At 71.2% G+C, this 15,159-nt stretch carries 12 protein-coding genes; 4 read left to right on the forward strand and 8 right to left on the reverse strand.

What is annotated here, in order from left to right; translation table 11 throughout:
• Positions 1-18: 18 nt before the first annotated feature.
• The 5 genes from hemB to WAT24_RS08405 form a co-directional block, all read right to left on the reverse strand.
• On the reverse strand, positions 19-1,011 hold the full coding sequence (gene hemB / locus WAT24_RS08385) for a porphobilinogen synthase (RefSeq protein ID WP_336807393.1): 993 nt from the start codon (positions 1,009-1,011) through the stop codon (positions 19-21).
• A gap of 290 nt (positions 1,012-1,301) precedes the next feature.
• Positions 1,302-2,534, reverse strand: a complete 1,233-nt coding sequence (locus WAT24_RS08390; protein WP_336807394.1) for an ABC transporter permease — start codon at positions 2,532-2,534, stop codon at positions 1,302-1,304.
• On the reverse strand, positions 2,531-3,739 hold the full coding sequence (locus tag WAT24_RS08395; RefSeq protein ID WP_336807395.1) for an efflux RND transporter periplasmic adaptor subunit: 1,209 nt from the start codon (positions 3,737-3,739) through the stop codon (positions 2,531-2,533). The genes WAT24_RS08390 and WAT24_RS08395 overlap by 4 nt, the downstream gene beginning before the upstream one ends.
• The gene (locus tag WAT24_RS08400) at positions 3,736-5,628 is read right to left on the reverse strand and encodes an HlyD family secretion protein (protein ID WP_336807396.1); all 1,893 of its coding nucleotides are present in this window, start codon (positions 5,626-5,628) and stop codon (positions 3,736-3,738) included. The genes WAT24_RS08395 and WAT24_RS08400 overlap by 4 nt, the downstream gene beginning before the upstream one ends.
• Positions 5,612-6,277, reverse strand: a complete 666-nt coding sequence (locus tag WAT24_RS08405; protein ID WP_336807397.1) for an ABC transporter ATP-binding protein — start codon at positions 6,275-6,277, stop codon at positions 5,612-5,614. Before WAT24_RS08405 ends, WAT24_RS08400 begins: the two co-directional genes overlap by 17 nt.
• A 155-nt stretch (positions 6,278-6,432) precedes the next feature.
• Here WAT24_RS08405 and glk point away from each other — a divergent pair, with 155 nt between their 5' ends.
• From glk to WAT24_RS08420, 3 genes are read left to right on the forward strand one after another with little or no spacing between them, the layout of a single operon-like run.
• Positions 6,433-7,449: a glucokinase gene (gene glk / locus WAT24_RS08410; RefSeq protein WP_336807398.1), complete on the forward strand. Its 1,017-nt coding sequence runs from the start codon at positions 6,433-6,435 to the stop codon at positions 7,447-7,449.
• 51 nt (positions 7,450-7,500) lie between these two features.
• Positions 7,501-8,730: a hypothetical protein gene (locus tag WAT24_RS08415; RefSeq protein WP_336807399.1), complete on the forward strand. Its 1,230-nt coding sequence runs from the start codon at positions 7,501-7,503 to the stop codon at positions 8,728-8,730.
• Entirely contained in the window at positions 8,727-9,410 is a 684-nt protein-coding gene (locus tag WAT24_RS08420) for an HAD family hydrolase (protein ID WP_336807400.1), read from the forward strand. Before WAT24_RS08415 ends, WAT24_RS08420 begins: the two co-directional genes overlap by 4 nt.
• A gap of 459 nt (positions 9,411-9,869) precedes the next feature.
• On the opposite strand, the gene WAT24_RS08425 is transcribed toward WAT24_RS08420, so the two are convergent.
• The 3 genes from WAT24_RS08425 to secB form a co-directional block, all read right to left on the reverse strand.
• Positions 9,870-12,893 (reverse strand): SNF2-related protein, encoded by a 3,024-nt coding sequence (locus tag WAT24_RS08425; protein ID WP_336807401.1) that lies wholly within the window; start codon positions 12,891-12,893, stop codon positions 9,870-9,872.
• A 186-nt stretch (positions 12,894-13,079) separates the two neighbouring features.
• Positions 13,080-14,105, reverse strand: coding sequence for an NAD(P)H-dependent glycerol-3-phosphate dehydrogenase (locus tag WAT24_RS08430; RefSeq protein WP_336807402.1), 1,026 nt, complete (start codon positions 14,103-14,105; stop codon positions 13,080-13,082).
• Positions 14,106-14,117: 12 nt separating this feature from the next.
• Positions 14,118-14,624 (reverse strand): protein-export chaperone SecB, encoded by a 507-nt coding sequence (secB, locus tag WAT24_RS08435; RefSeq protein WP_336807403.1) that lies wholly within the window; start codon positions 14,622-14,624, stop codon positions 14,118-14,120.
• Positions 14,625-14,920: 296 nt separating this feature from the next.
• Here secB and rpmB point away from each other — a divergent pair, with 296 nt between their 5' ends.
• Positions 14,921-15,157: a 50S ribosomal protein L28 gene (gene rpmB / locus WAT24_RS08440; RefSeq protein ID WP_055999652.1), complete on the forward strand. Its 237-nt coding sequence runs from the start codon at positions 14,921-14,923 to the stop codon at positions 15,155-15,157.
• The last annotated feature ends 2 nt before the right edge of the window (positions 15,158-15,159 follow it).

A 15,159-nucleotide genomic window follows, 5' to 3' on the forward strand; every position in this document is an offset into this window, starting at 1 on the left:
GCGCGGGCTACCGGCGGGTCATTCGCCACGCAGCCAGCGCGCGGCGTCGAGCGCGTAGTAGGTCAGGATCGCGTCGGCGCCGGCGCGCTTGAAGGCCGTGAGCGACTCGAGCACCACCGCCTTCTCGTCCAGCCAGCCGTTCTGCGCCGCGGCCTTGAGCATCGCGTACTCGCCGCTGACCTGGTAGACGAAGGTCGGCGCGCCGAAGGCGTCCTTCACGCGGCGCAGCACGTCCAGGTACGGCATGCCGGGCTTGACCATCACCGCGTCGGCGCCCTCGGCGAGGTCCAGTTCCACCTCGCGCAACGCCTCGTCCGAGTTGGCCACGTCCATCTGGTAGGTGTGCTTGTTGCCCTTGCCCAGGTTGGCCGCCGAGCCGACCGCGTCACGGAACGGGCCGTAGAAGCTCGAGGCGTACTTGGCCGAGTAGGCCAGGATACGGGTGTGGATGTGGCCGGCCGCCTCCAACGCGTCGCGGATGGAGCCGATGCGGCCGTCCATCATGTCCGAGGGCGCCACGAAATCCATGCCCGCCTCGGCCTGCGCCAGCGACATCTTCACCAGCGCCTGGACCGTGGGTTCGTTCATCACGTAGCCGTCGGCGTCGATCAGGCCGTCCTGGCCGTGCGTGGTGTAGGGGTCCAGCGCCACGTCGCCGATAAGGCCCAGCTGCGGGTACTTCGCCTTCAGTGCGCGGGTGGCGCGATGCATCAGGTTGTCCGGGTTCCACGCCTCGGCCGCGTCCTCGCTCTTGACCGCCGGATCGGGCGCGGGAAACAACGCCAGCGCGGGCACGCCCAGCCGCACGCACTCGCCCGCCAGCTCCAGCAAGCCGTCGATCGAGAGCCGGTCCACCCCCGGCATCGAGGGCACGCGCTCGCGCCGGCCCTCGCCCTCGATCACGAACGCCACCATGATCAGGTCACCCGGCAGCAGCGTGTGCTCGCGCATCAGCGCGCGGGAGAAGGCGTCGCGACGCATGCGCCGCATGCGGATGGCGGGGAAGCTCATGGGGGAATCCTGCGGTGGTGCCGAAGCTGCCATTGTACGCTCGGGGCTGCGCAGCACTGGCGGGCTGCGGCGATCCATCATCCTGCCGGTACAGCCCCCTCGGAAGAGAGGGGTTGGCAAAGGGGCGGGTGTGCCGGCTCGCACCTCCGGCCGCCCGGCGCTCGGCACCCTCCCGGTGGCAGACATCCCGGCGTGGAGGCTGGTGCTTCGGCGTGGGCGCCAGCGCTTGGCCCCAGCACGCGCGGGGCTTTCGCGTTCATCTTCAGCGGTGCAGCCAAGGGCTGCCCGCCTCAGGCGTCCCGGATCGCCGCGATCGGGTCGAGCGCCGCCGCCTGCCGCGCGGGGTAGAAACTGAACACCAGCCCGATCGCCAGGCAGGCGGCCACCGAGGCAAGGATGCCGATCGGCTCCCACGCCACCTGCCAGCCCGCAAACAGGGCTATCGCATAGGCAAGGGACGCACCGAACAGCAGGCCGATCAGTGCTCCGGCCGTGCAGATCACCACCGCCTCGCGCAGGAAGCGCACCACGATGTCGTGCCGGCGCGCGCCGATCGCGCGCAACAGGCCGATCTCCCGGCGGCGCTCCAGCACGTTGGCCAGCATGATGTTCATGATGCCGATGCCGCCGACCAGCAGGCTCACGCCAGCGATCGAGCCCATCACTATCGAGAAGATGCGCTGGGTCTGCTGGTTCTGCCGGTACAGTTGCTGCGGCACCACCAGTTGGTAGTCGCCCACACCCGCATGACGCTGGTCGAGCACCTGGTCCAGCACGCGCGTGGCATCGCCAAGGCGGTCCGCATCGGCCACGCGCAGGAGGAAGCGGTCGATCTGGTCTTCCATCGGCTGGAAGCGGAAGCGCGCCAGCGCGCTGGAAAGCGGCACGAACACGCGGTTGTTGTCGGCACCGAGCGCCACGCCTTCGAAGCTGTCCTTGTCCAGGTCGCGATCGGCCAGTACGCCGACCACGCGCAGCCAGACCTGATTGACCTTGACCAGGCGCCCCAGCGGCCTGCCGTCGGGGAAAAGCTCGTGCGCCGCCTGCGCACCGAGCACGGCCACGGCGGCCAGGCGCGCATCGTCCTGTGCGGTGAGGGCGCGCCCTCGAGCCATGCGCAGGGAGGCAAGCTCGAAGTAACCGGGGCTGACCCCGCTGACCTGCGCCTGGCTGGCACTCAGGTCGCTGAAGATGCCCCAACTCTTGATGCGCTTTTCCGCCGCGTAGCGCTCGGCGGTAGGCACGACCCCGAGCGCGGCGCGGGCATCGGCCACGGTGAGGCCCAGGCTTCGTGCACGGGCCTCCTTGAGCGCGTCGCCCTCGGCGCTGTGCGCCTCCGCGATGAGGTTGTGCAGGCCCAGGCTTTCGACCAGCCGGAGCGCTTCGCGCCGGCTGCCCGCGCCCACGCCCTGCATGGCGACGATCGCGCCCACGCCGAAGATCATGCCCAGCAACGTTAGCAGGGTACGCAGCTTGCGACGCGACAGCTCGTCGATCGCTTCGCGCCAGGGCCCGGCCTTCATGTGCCGTCTCCATCGGGCGCTGCGGCAAGCAGGATGCGATCGCCTTCCTGCAACCCATCGAGCACCTGGGTGCGGGTGGCGCCGCGCACGCCGAGCCGGAGCTTGCGGACCACTTCCGCACCGTGGCTCAGTACGCGCACGGTAGCGCCGTCGCCGTTGCCGACCAGCGCGACGTTGGGAACGCTCATCGCGCGCCGTGCGTCGAGCAGCACGATGTCGCCGACGAAACGCTGGCCCGGGACCCAGCCAAACCGGCGCACCGCGTCCGCGGGTACCCGAGCCTTCAACGACAGGTACTTGACGGGGCTCTCGCGATCGCGCGTCTGCGCGGCGGCCGCGATCCAGTCGAGTCTGGCGCTCACCCGCTGCGCCGGCCGTCCCCACGGGTGCAACTGCACCGTCTGCCCAACGGCGATGCCTTGTGCCTCGATCTGCGGCACGGCCAGTTGCACCTCCAGTGCGCTCAGGTCGGGCAGGCTGGCGAAGCTGTTGCCGGCCCAGAGGTTGCTGCCCACGTGCGGCTCCTGGCCGGCCCAGTCCCGTTCCAGCACCAGCACGCCATCGTGTGGCGCGCGCAGTTCCAGCGCATCCAGATCGGCCTGCTTCTGCCGGGCCACCGTGGCGTAGGTGTCGTGCTGGGCGTCCAGCACGGCCAGTTCGGCCTTGCCACGGGCGCTCGACTGCCGTTCCCGCCACTGGAGTATCTGCCGGCGCACGCCCAGGTAGGCCTCGTCCTGGACGGCGTCGAGGATGTCGTTGCGCGCGATCGCGGCAAGCGTGGCGTGGGCATAGCGGTGGGCGATGGCCAGCTGGCCGTCCACCTGGACGATATCCACGCCGAGCTGTCCCTGCTTGGTCGCGAGCTCGTCCTGCTTGCCCGCGCGGGCAAGCAGGTTGCGCTCCAGATCGATGCGGGCCTGGGCCAGGTCCTGCTCGCTCTGCGTGGCGGAGAACCGGGCGACCCGTTCACCGCGGGTGACACGGGTCCCGTCCGGCAGCATCCAGACGATCTGCCGCGGCGTCCATTGCTCGCCCGGCACCAGCATGGGCGTAGCGGTGACCGCTCGCAGTTCGCCCTCGGCGCGCACCTCGAATTCCAGCGGCCCCGCGTGCGCCTGCTCAAGCACCGTGTAGGCGGCCCTGGGCGAGGCGCTGCATGCGCAAAGCGCTGCCAGCGCCAGGCCGAGGCATGCGCGACGCATCATCGTGCCCCCTCCGCGCGGCCCGGAATCTCGACCTGCACCGGCTGGCCGGGCCTGAGCCGTGCCGTCTGGCCGTCGTCCAATCGCACCAGCAGGTCCATCACCGGGATCGCTTCGACCCGGGATTTGCTGTGCACGTTGTTGCCGATCACCACCACCGTGCCGGCCAGGCTTCGCTGCCCTGCACCGGCGAGCTGCACCTGCACCCGCTGGCCCAACCGCACCCGCCCGAGCTCCCGCTCCGGCAACGCCGCGCGCACCGCCAGCGTGGAAAGGTCCGGCATCTGCGCGACCGACTGGCCGCGCCAGACCTGTGAGCCCGCGTCGATCTTGTCGCCGTTCCATTTGGTCTCGTGCAATACGATGCCTGCGCGAGGCGCCCGAATGGTGAGCGCGACGAGCGAAGCCTGCAGCTCGGCCACCTCGCTCTGCAGCTGCGCCACCTCGGCATCCGCCAGCTGCTGCTCGGCGGCACGCTCGGCTGCGGCGATACGTTCGCGCTCGATCGTCAGGCGCAGTTTCTGCTCGGCCCTGGCGCGGGCGACCAACAGCTTGCGGTAGTCGATGCCAGCGACATAGCCCGGCGGCACGCTCGCCTTGCGGCGCGCCTTCTCCGCATCGGCCCTGGCCTGAGCCGTGGCAAGTTCGGCCTCGCGTGCGCGGTCGGCCAGGTCCAGCCGGAGCTGTTCCTGCTTGCGTTGCTTCTCGGCCAGTTCGCTGCGCTTGGCGGTAAGGTTCTTCGACACCTCCGCACCGTCGAACACCACCAGGACATCGCCCTTGGCGACGGGCGCGCCGTCACCGGCCATCTGCGTGACCGTGAGCTGCCACAGCCCATCCACCGCCGGCGGCGCGACGGCGACGCTGCTCCGGGCGAACAGCTCGCCCGCGATGCGCAGCGGCCTGGTGGGCGCTTGCAGCGGCATGGCCGCAGGCTCCTCCCGGGTATCCACCCGCACGCTCATGCCGGGCCGCAGGCCGGTCGGCGCCGCCCCCTCGAAGCCGATGGACACCTCGAAGTACCGGCCTTCGCCCCATTCCTTGCGCGCAGCCGGGGCCCCGGCGATGGTCTCGATGCGCCCGCGCACCACCTCGCCCGGCAGCGCGTCGATGGCCAGGAAGACCGGCTGGCCCGGCGCGAGGCCCTCGCGGTCCGGCTCCAGCACCCACGCCTTCACGACATAGGCGTCTCCCTCGCCGACCACCTCGCCCACCTGGTTGCCGGGGTAGGCGGACGATCCTTCTTCGTAGCGGCCGCCACTGCCCAGAATGTTGTCGAAGCCGTGGATCACGGTACCTGCGCGCTCGGCGAGGACCGCGGCCTGGGTGACCTGGTCCTGGTAGAAGCCCATCGACAGTCGCTGCTTTTCCAGCTCCAGTTCGCTGTCGTGGCGCCTGCGCGCGACCGCCTCGACTGCCTGCACTGCTGCCTGGCGCTTGGCTGCGAGTGTGCGCCCGGCACGCTGCATCTCGCCCTGGAAGCGGTCGTAATTGAGTGCCGAGATCAGGTTCCTGGGAATCGCCGCATCCACCGCCGCGGTATCCCGCTCGGCTTGCGCATCGGCCAACGCGAGCTCGGCGTCGGACTGCTTGAGCTGCAGTTCGGCGATCTCCTTGGCGTTCTTGGCCGCGGTCTGCTCGAGCTGCGCCTTGAGCTTGTGCAACTGGGCCTCGGCCGAGCCGGCATCGATGCGCAGGAGCACGTCCCCCTTCGCCACGTGTGCGCCGTCCGGCACGTAGTAGCGCAACACCACCGGCGAGCTCATCGAGGGCGGCGTGTAAATGCCCTGCGCATGGGCCATCCGGATCTCGCCGCTGAACACGGTGCCCTGCGCGACGGCACACGCCGACATCGCCAGCCACGCCGCCACCCGCTCACGCCGCCGAGTCAAACTCGATCCTCCCGTCGCGAATGCCGATCTGGCGCTGCGCACGCGCCGCCACATCGGCATCGTGAGTGACCATCACCACGGTCTGGCCCTCGCCATGCACCTCGTCCAGCAGCGCCAGCACGTCCGCGGCGCTCTTCGAATCGAGGTTGCCGGTCGGTTCGTCCGCGAGCAGCAGGGCGGGCTTCATCAGCAGCGCACGGGCGATCGCCACGCGCTGCATCTGGCCACCGGAGAGCTGACCCGGTCGGTGTTCCAGATGCCGCTGCAGCCCCATGCGCGCGAGCAGGTCGCGGGCCCGCTGTTCCAGACCCTCGCCCGGCCCGCGCAGGAAACGGCGCGGCAGCAGCGCGTTCTCGAGCACCGACAGGCGCGGCAGCAAATGAAACGACTGGAATACGAAGCCGATGCGCAGGTTGCGGAAATCGCTGGCGCGCTCGTCATCGAAGGTGGAGACGTCGACGCCTTCGAGCAGGTAGCGGCCGCTGTCCGGCCGATCCAGGCAGCCGAGCATGTTCAGAAGGGTGGACTTGCCCGATCCCGAAGGCCCCACGATGGCCGTGAACTGGCCCCGTGGCACGGTGAAACCCAGCCCATCCAGCGCGGCGATGGTTTGCCCGCCCACGCGGTAATGCCGGGTTACTGCTTCCATGCAGACCATCCCTGACTCCACTTGCGTCACACCGCGCCAGTGTCACCGGTGCCCGCCGGCCCGCGCAAGTAGCCAGGCAGGCCGGTTTCCGATACCTTGCCCGATTGCCGCCGGCCCCGCCACAGGGCCGCGCGTAAAGACCACAGAACGAATCCATGAGTTTCGACATCCGCACCCCTACCCTGCTCGCCGATCTCGGCGGCACCAACGTGCGCTTCGCACTGGCCGACGTGACCAGCGAGCAGCCGCTGATGAGCGACAGCGTACGGCGCTACCGCGTCCGCGACTTCGCCACGCTGGCCGACACCATCCGCCAGTACTTCGCCGACACCGGCCTCACGGCAAGGCGCGCGATCATCGCCGCCGCGGGACGCATCGCCGACGGCGAGACGGTGCAGATCACCAACAACCCCTGGGCGGTTGCGGCGCGTGCGCTGCAGTCCGCGCTGGGCATGGATTCGGTGAAGCTGGTGAACGATTTCGCGGCGCAGAGCATGGCGGTACCGCTGCTGCGGCCGGAACACCTGAAGGCGGTCGGCGAGCTGCCGTTGCCGCGGCTGGACCGTTGCGACCACCAGACCTTCGTGGTGATGGGCCCCGGCACCGGCCTGGGGGTCGGCGGCCTGCTGCGTCGCGACGGCCATTGCAGCGTGCTGGAGAGCGAAGGCGGCCACGCCGGCTTCGCCGCGCACAGTCCGGAGGACATCGCGATCCTGCACCGGCTCAACCAGCGCTTCGGCCGCGTGTCCAACGAGCGGCTGATCTGCGGCAACGGCCTGGTCAATCTCTACCAGGCGCTGGCCGACATCGAAGGCCAGGCGGCGCAGGACTACACCCCCGAGGACATCACCGCGCATGCCGGCGCCGGCACCGACCCGCTGTGCGTGCGCACGGTCGAGACGCTCGCCGGCATCTTCGGCAGCGTCGCCGGCGACCTGGTGCTGACCCTGGGCGGTTGGGACGGCGTCTACCTCACCGGCGGACTGCTGCCGATCCTGCTGCCGTGGCTGCAGCGCGGCGGTTTCCGCGCGCGCTTCCAGGCCAAGGGCCGCTTCACCGAGACCCTGCGCCACGTGCCGACCGTGGCCGTGCTGCACCCGGAGCCGGGCCTGCTCGGCGCCGCCGCGCTGGCGGTGATGGAATCGGGCCGGGCGCTCGTCCCGCACGCGTAGACGCACCTTCGCGCCGGGCATGGTTATCCTCCCGCTTCGAGGAGGACGACCATGCCACGCATCTTGCGATTCGCCTGGCTGTGCAGTTGGATCGTGGCCGGCGCCGCCCTGGCAGGAACGACGCCCTCGAACGCGCCCGCAGGCGTCACCGTGGCCCCCGCCTTGCGCTGGCCGGCCGCGCCGATCGCTTCCGCGGCCGCCCTGGACGCCTACCTGCGCGGGACGCCGCCGGCGGCCTCGCCCCTGAGTGCGTTCACCGCCGACGGTCGGCGGCGGTTCCTGGCCAGCCTGACGTTCCACGAACACGGCCTGGGCGGCTTCTCTACCGACGACCTCACCTACGAGCTGACGCGCGCACAGGCCTGGAACGTGCTGCGCCTGTTCGGCGAGCAGGCCTACGCCAGCGGCCTTCCCGCGCGCACCCGGCCGCGGCCACCCGACGACCGGCCGGCAACGCTGGCCGCCGCCTACGACCGACTGGCCACGTTGCAGCCCGACGATGCCGCCCTCGTCGCCCTCTACGCCGAGGCGTTCGCGCCCGCCCGGGCCCGACTGGCCCGGCTCGACGACGCGGACGTGGAGCTGCTGTTCCGTGCGGCGGGCCGGCTCGCTCATGGGCGCCGGGCCGATCCGGGCTACCTGGCGGACATGCAGCACGCCTTCGCCGAACTCGACCGCCGCGGTCGCGTCGATCGCCCGCACGCCGACGCGCTCTACGAGGCGCTGCTCGCCGCCCACCGCACGGAAGCAGCACGCGCCCTGCTCGCCAGCCGGCCGAACCTGGATCGTCGACCGCCTCCCGTGATGCGCACCGCCCGCCTGCGCGCGGGCCAGGCCAGCGTGTGGATCGCCCATGGCTCCCACGAGCTGTGGCGTCTGCCGTTGATGTTGCGCGACACGGCGCAGGTGGTGGTGATGGGCTCGCCGCATTGCCATTTTTCCGGGGCGGCGGCGCGCGACATCGACGCCGATCCCGTCCTGCGCGCGCTCTTCGGTGCGCACGCGCAATGGATCGCCCCGGCGAGCGACATCACCGACTTCGCCGCCCTGCTGGCCTGGAACCACACGCATCCACAGCAGAGGCTCGCGATCGCCAACGACGACGCCGAGCTGCCGTTCGTCGGCACGCTGGAGACGCCGGTGTTCTACTTCCTGCGCCACGGCGACGTGGTGGCGACGCTGGTCGGCTGGCCGGGGCCCGACCAGCGCGAGCGGCTGCGCGCGCAGCTTCGGTCGCTCGGCCTGCTCCGCCCTCCCTCTACCCCACCGGACACCCGATGAACCGCGACCGCACCGCTTTCCTGTTCGATCTCGACGGCACGCTGGTGGACAGCGTCTACCAGCACGTACTGGCCTGGAAGGAGGCGCTCGACCGCGAGGGCATCGAGCTGTCGGTGTGGCGCATCCATCGCAAGATCGGCATGAGCGGCGGGTTGTTCACGCAGATCCTGCTGCGCGAAACCGGCATCGAGATTACCGAAGACCGCGTGGCGCGCCTGCGCCGGTGGCACGCCGAAGCCTACGCACGGCGCGCCGAGGCTGGCGGCGTGCGGCCCCTGCCCGGCGCACGCGAACTGCTCGCCTGGCTGACCGACGCGGGCCTGCCCTGGGCGATCGCCACCAGTGGTCGCATGCAGACCGCCGCGCACAACCTGGAAGCGCTCGGCGTCGATCCGGCCCGGGTGCCGGTGGTGACCCGCGACGACGTCCGACATGCCAAGCCCGACCCGGACCTGTTCGTCACCGCCGCGGCGCGGCTGGGCGTGGACATCCAGCACGCGCTGGTGCTGGGCGACAGCATCTGGGACATGCTGGCGGCGCAACGCTGCCGCGCGCTCGGCGTGGGATTGCTGTCCGGCGGCTACGGGCAGGAGGAACTGGAGCGTGCGGGCGCGTTCCGCGTGTACGAGGATCCGGCGGACCTGCTGCGGCACATCGACGAGGTGGCGGCGCGAAGCTGAGGCATCGCGGCTTCGCGCGCCGGGCGCGGTGCAGTTCGCCGCCCTGAACGCGCCCCGGGTGATTCGCCGCGGCTGCAGCGCTGCCTTGGCGCCTCCTCCACGCCAGGGTGGGGGACGGGGCGCGCGGCGGCGATGCCGGTGCCGGCTTGTTGCCGTTCTATGCGGTTTTTTCCGCAAGCGATCGCGCCGCGTATCGGTAAGGGCGAGCTCCTACCGAGCACGCGGCGCGGACAGCAAACCCGAGGGGCACCCGGACACGGAATCGCCACCGCGCGTCAGCGCACACCTCCGCGCCCCCTCACCCCACCCTCTCACGGCAGGGAACAAGAGCCAAACGCTCGACTAGGAGCGATCCCGCGGCATGCAAAGCTCGCCGCAGGCGGTCCGGATGACACGGCAAGGAGAACACCCCTCAGCGCCCCGCGGCAGGCGAAAAGGACACCCGCGCCCCGCGGCCGCTCACCCGGGCGCCAGCAGCGCATCCAGGTCGTCCTGGTCGAAGCTGAGCCTCTCGCGCGCGCCGCCGCCCTCGAGCACGGCCTCGGCCAGTTCCGCCTTGCGCGCCTTCAGCTCCTCGATGCGCTCTTCGACGGTGTTGGCGGTGATCAGGCGGAACACGAACACCGGCTTGTCCTGGCCGATGCGGTGGGCGCGGTCGGAGGCCTGCGCCTCGGCGGCCGGATTCCACCAGGGGTCGTAGTGGATCACGGTGTCGGCGGCGGTGAGGTTGAGGCCCACGCCGCCGGCCTTGAGCGAGAGCAGGAACAGCGGTACGTCGCCGTCCTGGAAGCGTTGCACCGGCTGGGCGCGGTCGCGTGTCTCGCCGGTCAGGGTCACGTACGGCAGGCGGCGGCGGTCCAGCTCGTCGGCGATCAGCCGCAGCATCTCGGTGAACTGCGAGAACAGCAGCACCTTGCGGCCCTCGGCCAGCAGCGCCGGCAGCATGTCCATCAGCAGCTCGAACTTGGCCGACTCGCGCACGCCGCGGGCCGCCTCCAGCTTGACCAGGCGTGGATCGCAGCAGACCTGTCGCAGCTTGAGCAGCGCATCGAGCACGACGATGCCCGAGTGCTGGATGCCGCGCTGGGCGATCACCTCGCGCAGTTCGTCGGCCAGGGTCAGGCGCAGGCTCTCGTAGAGCTCGCGCTGGCGCCCGTCGAGCACCACGCGGCGGGTGATCTCGGTCTTGGGCGGCAGCTCCGCGGCGACCTGCGCCTTGGTCCGGCGCAGGATGAACGGGGCCAGGCGGCGGTTGAGGCGTTCCTGGCAGGCTTCGTCGTGCTGGCGCTCGATCGGCACGCGGTAGTGGCGGCGGAACGCACCCTCGTCGCCGAGCAGGCCGGGCACGGCCAGGTCGACCTGCGACCACAGTTCGCCCAGGTGGTTTTCCAGCGGCGTGCCGGTGAGGCAGATGCAGCGCGGCGCGCGCAGGCTGAGCACGGCACGGCGCGCCTGCGTGCGCGGGTTCTTCACCTGCTGCGCCTCGTCCAGCACGATCAGCGCGAAGGGCTGCTTGCGCAACGCGGCGACGTCGCGCGGCAGCAGCGCGTAACTGGTCAGCACGATGTCCTGCGTGCCCAGCTGGGAAAAGTCGCCGCTGCGCTGCGGGCCGTGCAGGGCCAGCACCTTGAGGGCGGGCGCGAAGCGTGCGATCTCGGCCTGCCAGTTGGGGATCAGGCTGGTCGGCACCACCACCAGCGCCGGCTGGGCCAGCGCGCCGCGCTGCTTCAGCGCGAGCAGGTGGGTGATCAGCTGCAGGGTTTTCCCCAAGCCCATGTCATCGGCGAGCACGCCGCCGACACCGGCTTCGGCCAGCGCGTTCAGCCAGCGCAGGCCCTCGCGCTGGTACGGGCGCAGCTCGACGGTGAGCCCCTCGGGCACGGCGTCGCTGGCGCGCTCGGCGGCATCGCGCAGGCGCGTGGTGAAACCGCGCAAGGCCTCGGGCGCCTGCAGTTCGCCGCCGCTGGGCAGCGCCTCGGCCAGTTCCTCCAGCCGGCCGGCCTGCACGCGCGGCAGGTGCAGCTTCTTCTTCGGGCGCTCGAGGTACTCGGCCAGCGGCGCGAGCAGGCCGCGCAGTTCCTTCAGCCGCACCGGCACGCGGCGGCGCTCGTCGACCGGCGCGTACCACACCGCGTCCTCGGGCTCGTTGGGCACCGGGCTCAGGTTGAGCTGGTGCTCGGCCAGCGCCTGCGCCACCGCGGGCAGCAGGTTGTGCCGCTTGCCTTCCACCTCGATGCCGATCTCCAGGTCGAAGGCGTGGTCGTCGGTGTCCTCGGTGGCGTTGCCGTACCAGCGCACCGGCCCTTCCAGCACCTCGAAGGGGAAGCTCGGCGCGTAGTCGAGCTGGAAGCCCTCGGCCTCGAGCTTGCCGCGCAGCGCGAGCCAGCGCGCGGGCGTGTTCACCTCCAGCGCGCCGGCGTAGCCCTTGCCGGGGAACAGCCAGGCGTCCTCGGGCAGGGTGTCGGCCAGGTCCCACGGCAGGCCCTCGGTATCCACGCCGGGGGTGAGGCCGGCGCGCTCCAGCTGTTCCATCGCCGAGAGCTCCTCGGCGCGACGGCGCGCGATCTCCACCAGGTGGCCGTTGCGCACGCGGCGCACCAGGGGTTCGCCGCCGCGACCGGGCAGGCGCTCGCCGGCGTAGTCGAAGGCCAGCCGCGCGTAGGCCAACGGCGGCGTGCCGGCGGCCAGGCGGGCATGGCGGGTCAGCGCGTGCAGGGTCAGTACCGGCTTGGGCGCGAGCTCGGCGCGACGCAGCTCGTCGAATACCTGCGGCGGCGGCAGGCGCTGGCCCAGCGGCGAGCCTTTCAGCGCCTTGAGCAAGGGCCGGCTGTCGTCGTGCTTGAGCGGCGGCAGGTCGAGCCAGTGCGATTCGCGCGGCTCGGCCTCCAGCAGGCCGATGCAGGCGTGCTCGGCGTCCAGGTACCAGAGATTGTCCAGGCGTAGCAGGCGCTGGTTCTGGCCCAGCGTCGGCAGCAGGCGCTGGCTGCCGTCCTGCTCGAGCTGCCAGTGCCAGGCGAGCGGATGCGCCTTGCCGCGCGAGAGCCGCAGCCCGGCCAGGCCACCGAGGAAGCACGGCGCGGTATCCAGCATCTGCGCCAGCAGCGCATCGCCGAGGTGGCCGGCCAGGCGCACGTAGCTGCGTCCCTTGCGCACGCTTTGCGGCAGGCCGAGCACGGTGGCGGCCAGGTGCTGCTCGTGCGGCTCCAGTGGGGCATGGGCGAGATGGCGGCTGTCCAGCGGGGTGGGCCGCGCGTAGCGGCCGTGCTCGGCGACGACCAGCAACACCGGCGCCACGTCCAGGTGGGCGTAGGCGGCCCCCTCCTCCGGCACCACCTCCAGGAAGAAGCCGAGCACCTGGGTCTCGACCGGCGCAGGCGCCGGCGGCTTGAACAGACGGCGCCAGGCCGGTGGCAGGCCGCTGCCGGCCACGTCCTGCGGTGCGGACGTGTTTTCGGCGGGCTGCTTTTCGTCCGGTTGCTGCATGCGCATGCGGTCCGCTGTGCCGGCCAAAAGGCCGAGCTTAGCAAGGGCATGGGTGGCGTGCGCGTCGAGGACGCAGGTTCCTGCGCAACCGGGGTGTGCAGAGTAGGTGGAGCGAGCTGGCTCCCGATGTTGCGCCGCCGCAAAACGGATCCGCGGCAAGCTCGCTCCTACGGGAACGCGACCACCTCAGGCGTGACCGAACAGGCCCTGCGGATACTCCGGCTTCTGCTCGCGCGCCATCAGCAGGCGTACCCCCTCGACCGGGGTCACCTCGCCGTGCAGCACGGCGCGCACGCCGCTGGCGATCGGCAGCTCCAGGCCGTGCTGGTCGGCGAGCCGGGCCACTTCGTCGGCCGTCACCACGCTCTCCACCACCTGGCCGATCTGCCGCACCGCCTCGTCCAGCGGGATGCCCTGGCCCAGGGCCAGGCCGAGCCGGCGGTTGCGCGAGAGATCGCCGGTGCAGGTCAGCACCAGGTCGCCCAGGCCGGACAGGCCCATCAGCGTCTCCGGCCGGGCGCCCAGCGCCAGGCCCAGGCGCAGCATCTCGTTCATGCCGCGGGTGATCAGGCCGGCGCGGGCGTTGAGGCCCAGCTGCATGCCGTCGGCCACGCCGGTGGCTACCGCCAGCACGTTCTTCATGGCGCCGCCGAGCTCGGCGCCCAGCACGTCGTTGCCGGAATAGGCGCGGAAGTTCGGCGCGTGCAGCAGCGCGGCGAGCGCCTGGGCGAAGGCCTCGTCCTCCGAGTGCACGGTGACCGCGCTGGGCTGGCCGGCGGCGACCTCGCGCGCGAACGACGGGCCGGTCACCACCGCGGCCGGGCGGCCCGGCAGCTTGCCCGCCACCAGTTCGTGCAGGAAGCGGCCGGTGCCCGGCTCGAAGCCCTTGGTCGCCCAGGCGATCGCGGTGTCCGGGCCGAGCAGCGGCGCCAGCTCGTCCAGCAGGGCGGCAAAGGCGTGGCTGGGCACCACGATCAGCACGATGTCGGCATCACGCACGGCGACGGCCAGCTCGGGCTCGTAGGCGAGCCCGGCCGGCAGCTCCAGGTCGGGCAGGTAGCGCTGGTTGCGGCGGCTGCCCGCCATCGCCGCCAGGGCGTCGCGGTCACGCCCCCACAGCCGGGTGGCCACGCCGTTGCGCGCGGCGAGCGCCGCCAGCGCGGTACCCCAGGAGCCGGCGCCGAGCACGGCGAGGATCGGATGGTCCCGCATGGAATGTCGACGTCAGCTGTTGAGCGTCGGCGCCTCGCCGCCACCGGCCATGCGGCGCTGCTGCTCGGCGAACAGGGCGTCGAAGTTGATCGGCTGCAGCAGGAACGGCGGGAAGCCGCCCTCCAGCACCAGCGAGGAGATCACCTGGCGCGCATACGGGAACAGCAGGTTCGGGCAATAGCTGCCGATGATCCCGGCCTGGTCCTGCTCGTTGAAGCCGGCAATGCCGAACACGCCGGCCTGGTGCACCTCGGCCAGGTACGCGGTGCGCTCGCCCAGCGTGCAGGTCAGGGTCAGGCTGAGCACCACTTCGTACAGGTCGTTGCCCAGTTCGGTGGCGCGCTGGCCCAGGTTCAGCTGGACCTGCGGCTGCGCCTGCTCGTTCTCGCCGATCTCCTGGAAGATCTGCGGCGCGTTGGGCGCCTCGAAGGAAACGTCCTTGACGTAGATCTTCTGCAGCATCAGCTGCGGCATCACCGGGCCGTTGGCCTGGTCGTTGGCGGGCGTGACTTCTGCCATCTTGGAGTCCCTCGGAATCGTGAGTGCGGCGGAGCAAAGGGGGCGATTGTTCCATACATCCGCCGCCCCCGCCATGCCCGCCCCGTGAGCAAGGCTTGCGCAGGCGCCTGTTTTTCCGGGACAATACGCGGCTCGACTTGGGGCCACCCGGCATACCGGCCTTTCCGCGACGCGATGCGGATCATCGCCGGCCCCGCGTCGAGCGCGACACCCTCCAGCATCGCGTGGCGCCATGGCGCCGCTGGGCCGATGCCGTCCTGGCCAACGGGCGGTCAAAACCGATTACGGAGGCTCTCATGGCCCGTGTATGTCAAGTCACCGGAAAGGGCGTGCAGACCGGCAACAACGTCTCGCATGCCAACAACAAGACCCGTCGCCGCTGGTTGCCCAACCTGCACGAGCGCCGCTTCTGGGTCGCCAGCGAAAACCGCTGGGTGAAGCTGCGCGTCTCCAACGCCGCGCTGCGCACCATCGACAAGAATGGCATCGAGGCCGTGATCGCCGAGCTGCGTGCCCGCGGCGAGAAGGTCTGAGG

Source organism: Fulvimonas yonginensis (assembly GCF_037137055.1).
Lineage (GTDB): Bacteria > Pseudomonadota > Gammaproteobacteria > Xanthomonadales > Rhodanobacteraceae > Frateuria_A > Frateuria_A yonginensis.

Excerpts from the sequence above, each read along its gene's own strand:
- WAT24_RS08415 (WP_336807399.1), top strand. The coding sequence starts at position 7,501 with ATGCCACGCATCTTGCGATTCGCCTGGCTGTGCAGTTGGATCGTGGCC.
- WAT24_RS08390 (WP_336807394.1), bottom strand. The coding sequence starts at position 2,534 with ATGAAGGCCGGGCCCTGGCGCGAAGCGATCGACGAGCTGTCGCGTCGC.
- glk (WP_336807398.1), top strand. The coding sequence starts at position 6,433 with ATGAGTTTCGACATCCGCACCCCTACCCTGCTCGCCGATCTCGGCGGC.
- hemB (WP_336807393.1), bottom strand. The coding sequence starts at position 1,011 with ATGAGCTTCCCCGCCATCCGCATGCGGCGCATGCGTCGCGACGCCTTC.
- WAT24_RS08395 (WP_336807395.1), bottom strand. The coding sequence starts at position 3,739 with ATGATGCGTCGCGCATGCCTCGGCCTGGCGCTGGCAGCGCTTTGCGCA.
- WAT24_RS08425 (WP_336807401.1), bottom strand. The coding sequence starts at position 12,893 with ATGCAGCAACCGGACGAAAAGCAGCCCGCCGAAAACACGTCCGCACCG.
- rpmB (WP_055999652.1), top strand. The coding sequence starts at position 14,921 with ATGGCCCGTGTATGTCAAGTCACCGGAAAGGGCGTGCAGACCGGCAAC.
- WAT24_RS08420 (WP_336807400.1), top strand. The coding sequence starts at position 8,727 with ATGAACCGCGACCGCACCGCTTTCCTGTTCGATCTCGACGGCACGCTG.
- WAT24_RS08430 (WP_336807402.1), bottom strand. The coding sequence starts at position 14,105 with ATGCGGGACCATCCGATCCTCGCCGTGCTCGGCGCCGGCTCCTGGGGT.
- secB (WP_336807403.1), bottom strand. The coding sequence starts at position 14,624 with ATGGCAGAAGTCACGCCCGCCAACGACCAGGCCAACGGCCCGGTGATG.
- WAT24_RS08405 (WP_336807397.1), bottom strand. The coding sequence starts at position 6,277 with ATGGAAGCAGTAACCCGGCATTACCGCGTGGGCGGGCAAACCATCGCC.